General features: G+C 69.7%; 14 protein-coding genes. 9 read left to right on the top strand and 5 right to left on the bottom strand.

Going from position 1 to position 13080, the window contains the following annotated elements; all coding sequences use genetic code 11:
• The first annotated feature begins 5 nt into the window (after window positions 1-5).
• On the top strand, window positions 6-677 hold the full coding sequence (locus ABH920_RS01965) for a nitroreductase family protein (protein ID WP_370346066.1): 672 nt from the start codon (window positions 6-8) through the stop codon (window positions 675-677).
• Between the two features lie 4 nt (window positions 678-681).
• Here the strand turns inward: ABH920_RS01965 and ABH920_RS01960 are convergent, their stop codons facing one another.
• Entirely contained in the window at window positions 682-1221 is a 540-nt protein-coding gene (locus ABH920_RS01960; RefSeq protein ID WP_370346064.1) for a hypothetical protein, read from the bottom strand.
• Window positions 1222-1301: 80 nt separating this feature from the next.
• Here ABH920_RS01960 and ABH920_RS01955 point away from each other — a divergent pair, with 80 nt between their 5' ends.
• From ABH920_RS01955 to ABH920_RS01940, 4 genes are all read left to right on the top strand, one after another.
• Window positions 1302-2582, top strand: a complete 1281-nt coding sequence (locus ABH920_RS01955) for a serpin family protein (RefSeq protein ID WP_370346062.1) — start codon at window positions 1302-1304, stop codon at window positions 2580-2582.
• A 67-nt stretch (window positions 2583-2649) separates the two neighbouring features.
• Window positions 2650-3219: an FHA domain-containing protein gene (locus ABH920_RS01950; RefSeq protein ID WP_370346060.1), complete on the top strand. Its 570-nt coding sequence runs from the start codon at window positions 2650-2652 to the stop codon at window positions 3217-3219.
• 86 nt (window positions 3220-3305) lie between these two features.
• Entirely contained in the window at window positions 3306-3584 is a 279-nt protein-coding gene (locus ABH920_RS01945) for a hypothetical protein (RefSeq protein WP_370346058.1), read from the top strand.
• A 102-nt stretch (window positions 3585-3686) separates the two neighbouring features.
• A complete protein-coding gene (locus tag ABH920_RS01940) occupies window positions 3687-5318 on the top strand; it encodes a hypothetical protein (RefSeq protein ID WP_370346056.1) in 1632 nt (543 codons plus the stop codon).
• Window positions 5319-5510: 192 nt separating this feature from the next.
• On the opposite strand, the gene ABH920_RS01935 is transcribed toward ABH920_RS01940, so the two are convergent.
• Complete coding sequence (locus ABH920_RS01935; protein WP_370346054.1) at window positions 5511-6275, bottom strand: LamB/YcsF family protein; 765 nt, start codon at window positions 6273-6275, stop codon at window positions 5511-5513.
• 117 nt (window positions 6276-6392) lie between these two features.
• On the opposite strand from ABH920_RS01935, the gene ABH920_RS01930 reads away from it, so the two are divergent.
• Window positions 6393-7205 carry a hypothetical protein gene (locus ABH920_RS01930; RefSeq protein ID WP_370346052.1) on the top strand — a complete coding sequence of 271 codons (813 nt, stop codon included), beginning with the start codon at window positions 6393-6395 and terminating at the stop codon, window positions 7203-7205.
• Here ABH920_RS01930 and pheA read toward each other — a convergent pair.
• Window positions 7192-8136, bottom strand: coding sequence for a prephenate dehydratase (gene pheA, locus ABH920_RS01925; RefSeq protein WP_370346050.1), 945 nt, complete (start codon window positions 8134-8136; stop codon window positions 7192-7194). The two genes, ABH920_RS01930 and pheA, sit on opposite strands and share 14 nt — an antisense overlap.
• Before the next feature lie 16 nt (window positions 8137-8152).
• A complete protein-coding gene (locus ABH920_RS01920) occupies window positions 8153-9313 on the bottom strand; it encodes an FAD-dependent monooxygenase (protein ID WP_370346048.1) in 1161 nt (386 codons plus the stop codon).
• An 89-nt stretch (window positions 9314-9402) separates the two neighbouring features.
• Here ABH920_RS01920 and ABH920_RS01915 point away from each other — a divergent pair, with 89 nt between their 5' ends.
• Entirely contained in the window at window positions 9403-9999 is a 597-nt protein-coding gene (locus tag ABH920_RS01915; RefSeq protein ID WP_370346046.1) for a TetR/AcrR family transcriptional regulator, read from the top strand.
• 40 nt (window positions 10000-10039) lie between these two features.
• On the opposite strand, the gene ABH920_RS01910 is transcribed toward ABH920_RS01915, so the two are convergent.
• A complete protein-coding gene (locus ABH920_RS01910; protein ID WP_370346044.1) occupies window positions 10040-10741 on the bottom strand; it encodes a response regulator in 702 nt (233 codons plus the stop codon).
• 208 nt (window positions 10742-10949) lie between these two features.
• On the opposite strand from ABH920_RS01910, the gene pdhA reads away from it, so the two are divergent.
• Together pdhA and ABH920_RS01900 are read left to right on the top strand one after the other, a co-directional pair.
• On the top strand, window positions 10950-12077 hold the full coding sequence (pdhA, locus tag ABH920_RS01905) for a pyruvate dehydrogenase (acetyl-transferring) E1 component subunit alpha (RefSeq protein ID WP_370346042.1): 1128 nt from the start codon (window positions 10950-10952) through the stop codon (window positions 12075-12077).
• Between the two features lies 1 nt (window position 12078).
• Window positions 12079-13074 carry an alpha-ketoacid dehydrogenase subunit beta gene (locus tag ABH920_RS01900; protein ID WP_370346040.1) on the top strand — a complete coding sequence of 332 codons (996 nt, stop codon included), beginning with the start codon at window positions 12079-12081 and terminating at the stop codon, window positions 13072-13074.
• Window positions 13075-13080: the final 6 nt, after the last annotated feature.

Here is a 13080-nt window from a genome sequence, read left to right as displayed (position 1 = left end):
TCACCATGGACATTTACGAAGCGCTGTACACCACCCGGGCGATGCGCCGGGTCAAGCCCGACCCGGTCCCGGAGTCCGTCCAGGCCCGCATCCTGGACGCCGCGATCCGCGCGCCCTCCGGGGGCAACGGGCAGAACTGGCGGTTCCTGCTCCTGGACGACCAGGAGAAGAAGAACCTCATCGGCCCGCTCTACCGCGACGCCCTCGACCAGCTCTACAAGACCGTCTACGCCCCGATGCTGGCCGCGATCGACGCCGACCCGGACAGCCCGGAATCCCGGCAGATGGCGAAGGTCACGAAGTCCTCGCAGTGGCTCGGCGACCACTTCGAAGAAGTCCCGCTGTTCCTGTTCGCCTTCGTCCAGCGCGACCGCACCGGCGGCTCGATCTTCCCGGCGGTCTGGAACGCCCAGCTGGCCGCCCGCGCCCAGGGCGTGGGCAGCGCCCTCACCTCGATCCTCGGCGGCTTCCATGACGCCGAGGTCAAGGAGATCCTCGGCGTGCCGGCGGACGAGAAGTGGACCCAGTCCTGCTGCGTGTCCTTCGGCTACCCGACCGGCCGCTGGGGCGTCGCCCCGCGCCGTCCGGCACACGAGGTCGCGTACCGGAACGGCTGGGGCGAGCCGGTGGGGTTCACCGTCGACGAGCCGCTGTGGCAGCCGTCCGACGAGGCGTGAGCGGCTAGCCGAGCGCCTTCTCCTGGATCAGGTCTGTCAGGGCCCTGACCGCGTCCGCCTTGGCCGGCGACTCGGCCGCCTCGCGCAGCTCGGTGAGGCGGTCCAGGACGTCGTGCACGTCGGTGTCGGGGGAGGCGGCCTCGTCGAGGTCCACCACGACGACCGCGTCCGCGTCGGCGTACTGGACGCGGCCCTCCTTGAGGACCACGAGGGACTTGGAGGCGCCGGCGGCCTTGCGCGGGGCGCTCTTGCGCTTCGGCTTGGCCGCCGCCTTCTTCTCGTCCTTGTCCTCTTTCTCTTCCTTCTCGCCCTTTTCCTCGACGACGTCGCCGACCTCGCCGGCCGGCTCCGTCTCGGGATCCGTCTCAGGATCGGTCCCGGGCTCCGTCTCGGCGGCGACTTCCGCAGGCACCTCCTCAGCGCTCCGCGCCGACTGTTCGGCGTCCTGCTGCTGCGGGATGTCAACGACTTCCTCGGGTACTTCCTGATCCTGGTTCTGGGGCATCGCCGGGGGAGCCATCGGGGGCACGGTCATCGCGTTCATGAACGTTTCAACGATCGACCCCGGACACGGTCACCCCCATCGGGACGAAACCGAACCGGCCCGGCCCGCGTCCAATCCGCATGCCACGCAAGCAGATAGCCGCGATCGCCGCCGCGTCCCTCGCCGCTCTGACGGCGTGCTCGTCCTCCGGCGGCACCGCGCAGGGAAAGGGAAGCGGTTCGCTGGTGCGCACGGACGCCGCGCGGGCGACCGTCGGGCAGGGCGACCTGACCGCCGCCTCGGCCAGCGTGAACGCGTTCGGCGTCGACATCTTCCACTCCGTCGCCGACGGCGGCGAGGGGAACGTCATGATCTCGCCGACCAGCCTGGCCACCGTGCTGACCATGCTGATGCCCGGCGCCAAGGGGCAGACCGAGGCCCAGATGGCCAGGACCTTGCACACCACGATGTCCCCCGACCAGTTCGCGAACGCGCTCGGCGCCCTGGACTCGGCGACCGTGCAGCGCGAGCTCGCCGACAAGGCGGACCTCCAGCAGTACGACACCGTGTGGACGCAGCAGGGATACGCCATCCAGCCGTCGTATCTGCAGGCGCTGGCCTCGGCCTTCGACGCCGGCATCCGCGAGACCGACTTCACCGATCCCGACGCCGCGCGCCAGACGATCAACAAAACGGTCGAGGATCAGACGAACGGACTCATCAAGGACCTCTTCGGCCCCGGCTCGATGTCCGGAGACACCCGGCTCGCGCTCACCGATGCTCTGTACCTCAAGGCGAAGTGGGCCGACACCTTCAAGAAGAGCGAGACCGCGGACAGACCGTTCACGCTGGTGAACGGCACCACCGCCAACGTCTCGATGATGGGCAACGAGACCAGCTACGCATACGCGCAGGGCAGCGGCTGGCAGTACGCGGAACTGCCCTATGAGCAGAACCACCTGGCGATGGGCATCCTGCTCCCGGCCGCCGGCTCCTTCGACACCTTCCGCAAGTCGCTCACGGCCGACGAGCTCACCGCGATGACCGGCTCGGCCGCACCGGCGCCGGTGGACCTCGAACTGCCGAAGTTCAGCTTCGACACCAGCCGCGATCTGGGATCGGCGTTGAAGAGCCTGGGCATGACCTCCGTGTTCGACCCGAACTCTGCGGACCTCAGCGGCATCCCCGCCAAGGCCGAGCCGCTGCACGTGGGCGTGGTCGTGCAGAAGACGCACGTCGCCGTCGACGAGGACGGCACCACCGCGGCCGCGGCCTCGGGCGTCACAGTGGTGGCCGGCGCCGCCGCGGCTCCGGTGCAGACCACGGAAATGCACGTCGACCGGCCTTTCCTCTTCCTCATCCGGGACACCGTGACGGGCCAGATCGTGTTCTTCGGGCAGGTGACGGACCCCCGGGGGTAACGCAGGGCTCGAGCACCAGCACCGTCTTGCTGGACACCCGATCGGCCGTCATTGGACAATCGCTTGCATGGGAGGTCCTTCGTTCGGGAACGGGGCGTGGCAGCCACCGGACCACCGGCCATCTGATGCCGAGCGCGACGACGCCATCGAGGCTCTGGCCGCCGGCGCCGAGGCCGGCCGGCTCTCCGGCGACACGTTCGCCCGGCGCATCGACCAGGCCCTGGCGGTGCGGTCGCACACCGAGCTGACCCAGCTCGTCTCCGACCTGCCGATCCCGGCCCAGGACCCGGGCTTCGGCCAGCGCGTACTGAACGCGGTGTCGGCCGTCGCGCACTTCCGCTTCAAGGTCAAGGCGGCCTGGCGCGGCCCCTCCCTGCCGCGCCTGTCCCTGCCCGGCGGCCCCCAGGGCATCCTGCGCATCGGCCGCATGCCCGAATGCGACCTCCAGCTGTTCGACACCACGGTGTCCCGCTACCACGCCGAGTTCCGCCGCTCCCCGACCGGCTGGTTCCTGGTCGACCTGGGCTCCACCAACGGCACTCGGGTCAACGGCTGGCGCATCACCGCACCCACCGCCGTCCACCCCGGCGACGAGGTGGCATTCGGCTCGGTGGTCTTCTCCCTCAACGGCCGCTGACAACGCCCGCGCTGCCCCCTGCCCCGTGTCCCCTGTTCGGGGCAACGCACGGTTCCCGACGCCCGCCCCCGGTAAGGGGGTCGGACATGACGACCGAAGCGCCGCAGCCCCCACCGGCCCCGCAAGCACCGCGCACCGCGGCCGACAAGGCCCAGCGCTCCCGCATGATCGGCGGCATCGTCATCGCCGTGGTGGCGATCTGGTTCATCCTGGCCAACACCCACAAAGCCAGCATCACCTTCTGGGTGGTGACGGTGACCAGCCCCATGTGGCTGACCCTGGCGGGCACCTTCCTAGGCGGCATGCTGACCAGCCTCCTGCTGACCCGCACCCGAGCCAAGAAGCGCGAGAAGCACGAGCGGTAATATAAGACGTCTTATCCCGCATCACCCAAAACGCCCTATAACCTGTCACACCCCTCTGCCACCCTGGTGAAACAAGTACCAAACCACCACAGAGGGGGAACAATGACCACCTACACCCAACCCTGGCTCCGCGCGGAACTCATAGCCGGCCCCGAAACCACCCCGGGCGCCCAACTGATGATCCCCGCCGACGGCGTGGAGTTCCACGACGACCAACTCGTCTTCCACCACCAGGGCGACGTCGTCTACGTGGCAGCCCAGGGCCAACTCCGCTCCATCACCTGGTTCGCCAAACAACCCAACCCCGAAACCGCCCGCCGCAAAGCCCAGTGGCCCAAACACGGCACCCGCTGGACCGACGAGGAACGCACCGACCTCCTCCGCCGCGTCCGAGCCGGCGAGAGCTGGAAGACCATCTCCCTGGCCCACGGCCGCTCCCGCACCGGCTGCCAACAAGAAGCCGTCAAGCAGGGCTGGATCCACCCCGACACCCTGCGACCGACCCCGGAGCTGCTGCTCAGCATCGTCGAGGAGGACGCGCTGAGCTCGGGTACGGACGCCGACACCGGCGCAGCCTCGACGGAAATGCTGGCACCTGGCATTGAGCCCGGGCCGAGCTCGGACACAGACGCCGATACCGGTACCGCCACTGCTGCGACCAAAGCACCCACGCCCGGCACCCGCTCCGGAAACGGCACAGCATCAAGCGCCCCGAGCAACACCGCCGCCGACACAGCCTCGGCGCACACGGAAACGCCCGGCACCGGCTCCGCAGACGCCTCAGCATCAAGCGCCCCGGACGGCACCGCCGGCGACACTGCCTCCGCCCCGACGAGAGTGCCCGCGCCTGATACCCGTTCCGGGGACGGCACAGCGCCGACCGCCCCGCACCACACTGCCGCCGAGACCACGGCCGATCCTGCCGCGCTGTCTGCCGGTGCCCCGCCGGCCGGAGTAGCCAACACAGCGCTGGCAGATCCCAGTCCTGCGGTGCCGGCTTTCATCACGGCCGCCGGCACGAACCCGGCCGCGGCAGCCACAGCTGGCAACCCGACACCGGCTGATCCCAGTCCAACCAACAAGCTGGCTTTCGAAGCGCGCGCCGGTGCGAACCCGGCCCCGCCGGCCCCAGTCGCCGCCCCGACACCAGCTGATCCCGGTCCGTCGAAGGTGCCAGCTTTCGTCGCGCGCGCCGGCGCGAACCCGGCGCCGCCAGCCACAGTTGGCAACCCGACACCGGTTGACACCGGCCCGGCGAAGGTGCCAGCTTTCGAAGCGCCCGCCGGTGCGAACCCGGCCACAGCCGCCATCCTGACACCGACTGATCCCGGCCCGGCGAAGGTGCCAGCCTTCGTAGCACGCGCCGGCGCGAACCCGGCCCCGCCAGCCACAGTTGGCAACCCGACACCAGCTGACGCCGGCCCGGCAAAGGTGCCGGCTTTCGTTGCGCCCGCCAGCGAAGCGCAGCAGGTCCCGGCTGCCGCGTCCGTCGAGGTATCCGCACTCGCAGGCGATATCGCCGTGCCGAATCCGGACCGCCCGCAGATCCCGCCCCGTGTCCCGCGCCAGCGAACCGACTCGAGCCCTCAGCCCCAGCCCAAACCCGATGCCGACTCCGAGAAGGATTCGGGCCCCGGCTCGCGCTTTCTCTCCCGTGCGCAATCCTCAATCGCCAGAGCCACACTCGGTGCGTACATGAACCCGCCGCGCGGTCAGTCCGGCACGGCGACCTGACGCCTCGCGTCAGCCCCCAGTCGCCGACCATCCGGATGCGGATCCCGGCCGGATCACGGGATATCCCCCCGTCGCCGGATGGTCGGCCGAAGCTGGACCCATCAAGGCAGCGGCGAATTCAGTCCTCGTACGCAGTGAATCGATCTTGTGCGTGGCAAGTCGGCCGCCGAACCTCAAATAAACCCGCCGCACTCACGTGAACGCGGCGACCTCGACCCCCACCGACCGCAATCCGTCTCGCACCGCGGACGCCAGCGCGACCGCGGATGGCGAGTCCCCGTGCACGCACAAAGATCGCGCCGCCACGTTCACTATCGTTCCGTCGATCGCCGCCACGGTTCCGGACACGGCCATCTCCACCGCGCGGCCCGCTACTTCGTCCGGGTCCGTCAGGACCGAATTCGGGGTCGAGCGGGGGACCAGGGTCGCCTGGGGCGTGTAGGCGCGGTCGGCGAAGGCTTCCGCTACGGTCGGAAGGCCTGCGGTGGATGCCAGTTCCAGGAATACTGAGCCGGGAAGGCCCAGGACCGGGATCTGGACGTCGTAGGCGGAGGAGAATGCCACCACTGCGCGGACGACTGCCTCGGCTTGGACCGCGTCGTGCACGATACGGTTGTAGAGAGCCCCGTGCGGCTTCACGTAGCGCACCCGGTCGCCGGCTGCTTTGGCGAAGGCGTCCAGGGCACCGATCTGAAAGAGCACATCGTCAGCCAGCTCGTGGGGGTCGTACTCGATGTCGCGGCGGCCGAAGCCGGCCAGGTCACGGTAGCCGACCTGGGCACCGACCCGTACGCCGCGGCCGATGGCCGCCGCACAGACCCGGCGCATGGTGGAGGGATCGCCGGCGTGGAAGCCGCAGGCGACGTTGGCGCTGGTGACCAGCTCCAGCAGGGCGTCATCGTCTCCGAGCCGCCAACGGCCGAAGCCTTCGCCCAGATCTGCGTTAAGGTCGATCATCCTGCGCACCACAGTACGCCCGAAGACGGAGTCGTCACCCCTTGTCGCTCCTGTACCCTCTCTGCCGCAGTGCCCTGAGTAAATCTGTGAGGACCAACCGTGGAGACTGCCCAGGCAATGAGTGAGCCGTTGTTCCAGAATCTGGAAGACGCCGTCGTGGTGGCCGAGACGGCCCTGCTCGACACGCAGGTGGCCGTCGAGTCGCTGCGTGCCGAGTTGGACCAGTTCACCCGGCTGCACCAGATCCAACTGGGCCCGTTGTACGGCCGGCTGGACGAACTGGACGCGCTCACCGCCGAGACCGAAGCCGCCATGACCGGCGACCCCGAAGCCATCCGCCGTGCGGTGGAGGCCCGGGCCCGCGTGGACGGCGAAGACCCGATGCTGTTCGCCGCGGCGAACGCCGGCCTGCTCGACGACGAGGAGGAAGGCTCAGAGCAGTCCGAGACGCCCCGCAGGCCCCGCGAGGAGCCCGCGGCCCCGAAGCCGGACCCGGACACGCCGGTGCGGCCCAGCAAGACCGCACAGCGCCTCTACCGGGAACTGGCCCGCCGGTCCCACCCGGACCTCGTCCAGGACCCGACGGAGATCGCGCGCCGGCACGCCTTCATCACCCGCGTGAACGCCGCCTACGAGAAGGACGACCTGCCCGGGCTGCAGAAGCTCAGTGAGGAGTGGTCGCTGACGTCCTCGGGCCCGGCGAAGGACAATCCGCAGCGCGAGATGTGGCTGCGCGGCCGGCTGATCTGGCTGCGCGCGAAGCAGGCGGAGCTGGCGCTGGAGCGGCAGACGCTGATGGAGAACCCCATGGCGGATGTGCTCGCGGCGTACCAGTACGACTCGCTGACCGCGCTGCGCTCGATCTCCGAGCAGCTCTACACGGCGATCGCCGAGCGGGAGGCCCTGCTGAACGCGCTCATCGGCTCCTGAGGCCGGCCAACCACTCGGCGGCCTCGCGGAAGTCCTCGTCGGAGGTCCCCCTGCGGACCTCGGCGGCGAGCCCGTCCGCGCGCGGGTAGCTGCCGAGGTACCGGACCTCGGCGGCGACCCGCCGCAGGCCGGTCAGCACCTCCCCGACCCGCGCGTCGTCGAGGTGCCCCTCGCAGTCGATGGAGAACCAGTAGGTCCCCAGCTTCGACCGCGTGGGCCGGGACTCGATGCGCATCAGGTCCACGCCCCGGACCGCGAACTCCTCAAGGATCTCAAGAAGCGCGCCGGGGTGGTTGTCCCGCAGCACCACCGCGAGGGACGTCTTGTCCGCGCCGGTCCGGGCCGGCGGCGCGCCGGGCGGCACCACCATCACGAAGCGGGTGACCGCCCCGTTGACGTCGTGGATGTTCTCCGCGAGCAGTGTGAGCCGGTAGAACGGCGCCGCGAAGGACCCCGCCAGGGCGGCGTCGTGCACGCCTTCGGAGACCAGCCGCGCCGCGTCCGCGTTGGACGACGCCGCGACCCAGCGCGCGTCCGGCAGGTTCTCGGCCAGCCAGCGGCGGCACTGCGGATAGGCGTGCGGATGGCTCGACACCGTCTTGATGTCGGCGAGCGCCGTGTCCGGCCGCCCCATGAGCGCGAACTCCACCGGCAGCAGGATCTCCCGCACGATGTGCAGCGGCGGTTCCTCGGTGGACAGGTCGTCGAGGGTCGCCGGGACCGCGCCCTCCACCGAGTTCTCGAACGCGACGACCGCGCCCGCCACCTCGCCGCGCCGCACCGCGTCCAGCGCGGCCGGGACGGACTCGTACGGAACCCGCTCCGCCTCCCTGGCCCCGGGAACGCGAAGAAGCGCCGCCTCGGTAAACGTCCCCGCCGGGCCCAGGAAGCCGTAGCGAGTCAGGACGGGAGGCGACGCGTTCTCGGTCATGCGGCCTAGCCTACGGTCACCGGGGCGGCTGCCACGCGACCACCGGATCCATCGCGCGAAGCGCCAGATCCGGCACGAGTCGCCCGGCGAGTCGCATCCCCAGGTTCCGCAACGCTTCCTTGGGCCGCGACGTGCTCTGGGTCAGAGCCCCCATCCGATGCGACCGGCGCACCATGTCCGCTCCTCTCGGGGCGCGCAGGGCGGTGTAGTGCGCTAGTGCAGTGACAACCTCTGCAGAGCTCTTAGACGGCCCCACAAGCGCCGCCAACGTCACGCCGTCCTCCATGGCCTGATTCGCTCCCTGACCCAGGTGCGGCGTCATGGCGTGCGCGGCGTCGCCGAGGATCGCGACGGCACCGCGGTGGTACGCGGACAACGGCTTGGCGATCTCGTAGATGTCGTTGTGCAGAACGGTCTCGGAATCTGCGGCGGAGATGAGCTGGGGGACCGGGAAGTGCCAGGTGCCGAAACGCCTGAGCAGCTCGGCCTTCTCGTCCGGATAGGTGATTCCGGGTTCGGCGTAGTCGGCGGCATAGGCATACGTCCGGCCGTCCACCAGTGGTGTGATCCCGAAGACCTTGCTGCCGCCCCATACCTCGCCAGGCAAGAAGTCACCTTTAGGCGTCGGAACGAGAAGGCGCCACGCGGTGATACCGCTGTAGACAGCGCCGGGATGCTCTGGAAACAGAGCTTTGCGAAGAACCGAGTTCACTCCGTCCGCGGCGACGATCAGGTCCGCTTCCAGAGGCCCGGAGTCGGTCAGCAGACGCGGTCGCTGAGAAGCGCTACCCGGCTCGACCCCCTTGGCCTCGACCCCCAACCGGAACGCATCCGTCGGCAACAGCCCGGAGATCACGTCCATCACCGAGGACCGAGTCGCGGGGATCACCGCGTCCCCGAACCGCCGGATGATGGCCTGGCTCGCCGTGCGGGCGATCAACCGGCCGTCCGAGCGGGTCACCGCGGCGTCCCCCTGGAACGCCGCCAGCTTCCGCACCGTGTCGCCGGCTCCCAGTGTGTCCAGCGCCCGCAACCCGTTCGGCGCAACAGCCAGGCCCGAGCCCACCGGCCGCAGCTCCGGCGCGCGCTCGACGACCGTCACGTCCCACCCGCGCTGGAACAGCCCCGCCGCTGCTGTGAGTCCCCCGAATCCCGCGCCCACCACGATCGCCTTCATGACCGCTCCTCACTACATCCGTAGTTCCAACTACGGATGTAGTTCTACGCCACTACAGCCGTAGTCGTCAACTGCTAAGGTCTCGGACCATGACCTCCCGTCCGGACCTCATCGGAGACACCGCGATCGCCCTGCTCGCCGAACGCGGGCTGCGCGGGCTCACTCACCGCGCGGTCGACGAGGCCGCCGGCCTGCCGCCCGGGTCCACCTCCAACCACGCCCGGACCCGCAGCGCCCTGCTGGAGACGACGTTCGCCCGGCTGTGCCGCCTGGAGGCGGAGGTCTTCGAGGACGCGGCGAACCCCGGCGGCGTGCTGGCACTGGGGAATCCGACCCCGGAGATCGCCGCCGACCTGGTGGCCACCCAGCTGCACGACACCCTCACGCTCCGCCGCGCCCCGTCACTGGCCCGCTTCGAGCTCGCGCTGGAGGCGACGAGACGGCCGGAACTGCGCGCGATCTACGACGAAGCCGGCGCCGCCTTCCGTGAACCGGCGCGCGGTCTCATGGCGGCTCTCGGCTCCACCGATCCGGACCGCGACGGCCGCACGTTCATCGCCTTCAGCGAAGGGATCCTGTTCGACTCGGTCGCCGGGGCCGGCAACCGCACCGCTCCGACGCGCGAGGAGATCCGCACCGGCCTTCTCCAGCTCTTTCGAGGAATGCTGGAGGACACCGCACAGTAGGGAACCCGCTATGCGTCGGCGCGCTCTAAGAGCGCAGTCGCTACTGCGAACGCCCAGGGAGATGCCGCACAGCGAACGCAGCAGCCTGCGTACGCCGCTGCATGGCCAGCTTCGCCAGGATCCCGGTGACGTAGTTCTTCACCGTCTTCTCGGCCAGGTTCAGGCGCTCGCCGATCTGCCGGTTGGTGAGACCCTCGGCGATCAGCTCGAGAATCCGCTTCTCGGACACCGTGAGGGACGCCAGTTTGCTCGCCGCGTCCTCCCGGTCGGCCTCCCCCGACACAATCCCCACGCGCAGCCGGCTCAGAAGGTGCTCGGTGGCGGTCGGGTCGAGCAACGAACCCCCGCGCGCCACCGTCCGGACCGCGTCGACGAGCGCGGAGCCCCGGATGTCCTTCAGGACGTAGCCCGCCGCACCGGCCATGATCGCGCCGAACAACGCGTCGTCGTCCGAGAACGACGTCAGCATCAGGCAGCCCAGACCCGGCACCCGCGACTTCAGCTCGCGGCACACCTCGATGCCCGATCCGTCGGGAAGCCGCACGTCCAGCAGGGCGACGTCCGGCCGGGCCGCCTCGGCGGCGGCCAGCGCCTGCGCCACACTGCCAGCCTGACCGACCACCTCGATGTCGGGTTCGGCGCTCAGAAGTTCGCCCACTCCGCGCCGCACCAACTCGTGGTCGTCCAGCAGGAAGACCCGGATCGAGTCCGTTATACCCGACTTGACCGCATCAGAGTGCACACCGACAACATAGCCATACTCAGGAGCTTTCGCGTCTTTGGTGCGGGGCGTCGCGCACGCATTCCGCCCTGTAACGTGGCCTCTGCACGGCCGAGGGGGATCCACGTCACACCCCGACCACGAACTCCGCGGCCGGCGTCGCACCTCGCTGGCCGCGGCGGCGACCCCGCCGTACGTCCGTTTGAGATACGTGTAGAGGAGACATGTAGTGGTGACCTCACGCAAGGGCGCGGGTGGCAAGACCGCTGCTAAGAAGAAGGCCGGGGCCACGAACCCCGACCTCGTGCAGCTACTGACGCCCGAAGGGGATCTGGTCGAGCACCCCGAGTACTCGATCGACCTGACGCCCGAGGAGTACCGCGGCCTGTACCGGGACATGGTCCTGGTCCGCCGCATCGATGCCGAAGGCACGGCGCTGCAGCGCCAGGGCGAGCTGGGGCTGTGGGCCCCGCTGCTGGGCCAGGAGGCCGCGCAGGTCGGCTCCGGCCGCGCGCAGACCGCCGAGGACTATGCCTTCCCCACCTACCGCGAGCACGGCGTGGCGTGGTGCCGCGACGTGGACCCGGTGAACCTGCTCGGGATGTTCCGCGGCGTGAACAACGGCGGCTGGGACCCGAACGAGAAGAACTTCCACCTCTACACGATCGTGATCGGCTCGCAGACGCTGCACGCCACCGGCTACGCCATGGGCATGCAGCGCGACGGCCGTGAGGGGGCGGTGATCGCCTACTTCGGCGACGGTGCGTCCTCCCAGGGCGACGTCAACGAGGCGTTCGTCTTCGCCAGCGTGAACAACGCGCCGGTGGTGTTCTTCTGCCAGAACAACCAGTGGGCCATCTCCGAGCCCAACGAGCGCCAGTTCCGCGTCCCGCTGTACCAGCGCGCCGCCGGCTTCGGTTTCCCGGGCGTGCGGGTGGACGGCAACGACGTCCTGGCCTGCCTGGCCGTCACGCGCGCCGCCCTGGAGCACGCGCGCAGCGGCAACGGCCCGATGCTGGTCGAAGCCTTCACCTACCGCATGGGTGCGCACACCACCACCGACGACCCGACGCGCTACCGCAGTGCGGACGAGTTGGAGGAGTGGAAGGCCAAGGACCCGATCATGCGCATGCGCGCCTTCCTGGAGAACAGCAAGAACGCCGACGAGGCGTTCTTCAAGGAGGTCGACGACGAGGCGGACGCGGTCGCCGCGGACATCCGGGCCCGCTGCGTGGCCATGACGGACCCGCAGCCGATCTCGATCTTCGACCACGTCTACGCCGAGCCGCACCCCCTGATGGACGAGGAGCGCGCAGAGTACGGGGCTTACTGGGAATCTTTCGAGGGTGCTCACTGACATGTCAGAGTCGACTACCAAGACACAGCAGATCTCCCTCAGCAAGGGCATCAACCTGGGCCTGCGGCGGGCCCTGGAGGACGACCCGAAGGTCCTGCTCATGGGCGAGGACATCGGCAAGCTCGGCGGCGTCTTCCGCGTCACCGACGGCCTGCAGAAGGACTTCGGGGAAGCGCGGGTCGTGGACACCCCGCTGGCCGAGTCCGGCATCGTGGGCACCGCGGTCGGCCTGGCGCTGGCCGGCTACCGGCCGGTGGTGGAGATCCAGTTCGACGGGTTCGTCTACCCGGCCTTCGACCAGATCGTCACCCAGGTCGCCAAGATGCGGGCCCGGGCGCTGGGCAAGGTCAGCATGCCGATCGTGATCCGGATCCCGTTCGGCGGCGGCATCGGCGCGGTCGAGCACCACTCGGAGTCCCCCGAGGCGTACTTCGCCATGACCGCCGGCCTGCGTGTGGTCGCCGCGTCCAACCCGGTGGAGGCCTACTGGATGATCCAGCAGGCCATCGCCTCCGACGACCCGGTGATCTTCTTCGAGCCCAAGCGCCGGTACTGGGACAAGGCCGAGCTGGACCCGACCGCCACGCCGTACCCGCTCTACGCCTCCCGCGTGGTGCGCCCGGGCACGGACGCGACGCTGGTCGCCTACGGCCCGATGGTGAAGACCTGTCTGGAGGCCGCCGCGGCGGCTGCCGACGAGGGCCGCTCGCTGGAGGTCATCGACCTGCGCACGCTGTCCCCGCTCGACCTGGAGCCGGTGTACGCCTCGGTCCGCAAGACCGGCCGCCTGATCACCGTGCACGAAGCCTCGGTCTTCCTGGGCATGGGTGCGGAGATCGCCGCGAAGGTCACCGAGAAGTGCTTCTACTCCCTGGAGGCACCGGTCCTGCGCGTCGGCGCCCCGCACACCCCCTACCCGCCGTCGCGGGTCGAGGAGGAGTTCCTGCCGGACCTGGACCGAGTGCTGGACGCCGTCGACCGCGCGTTCGCGTTCTAAGGGATC

The sequence above is a fragment of the Catenulispora sp. EB89 genome (assembly GCF_041261445.1).
Classification (GTDB): domain Bacteria; phylum Actinomycetota; class Actinomycetes; order Streptomycetales; family Catenulisporaceae; genus Catenulispora.
The sequence above is the reverse complement of the archived record's forward strand: the minus strand, read 5'-3'. Positions and strand labels throughout refer to the sequence as shown.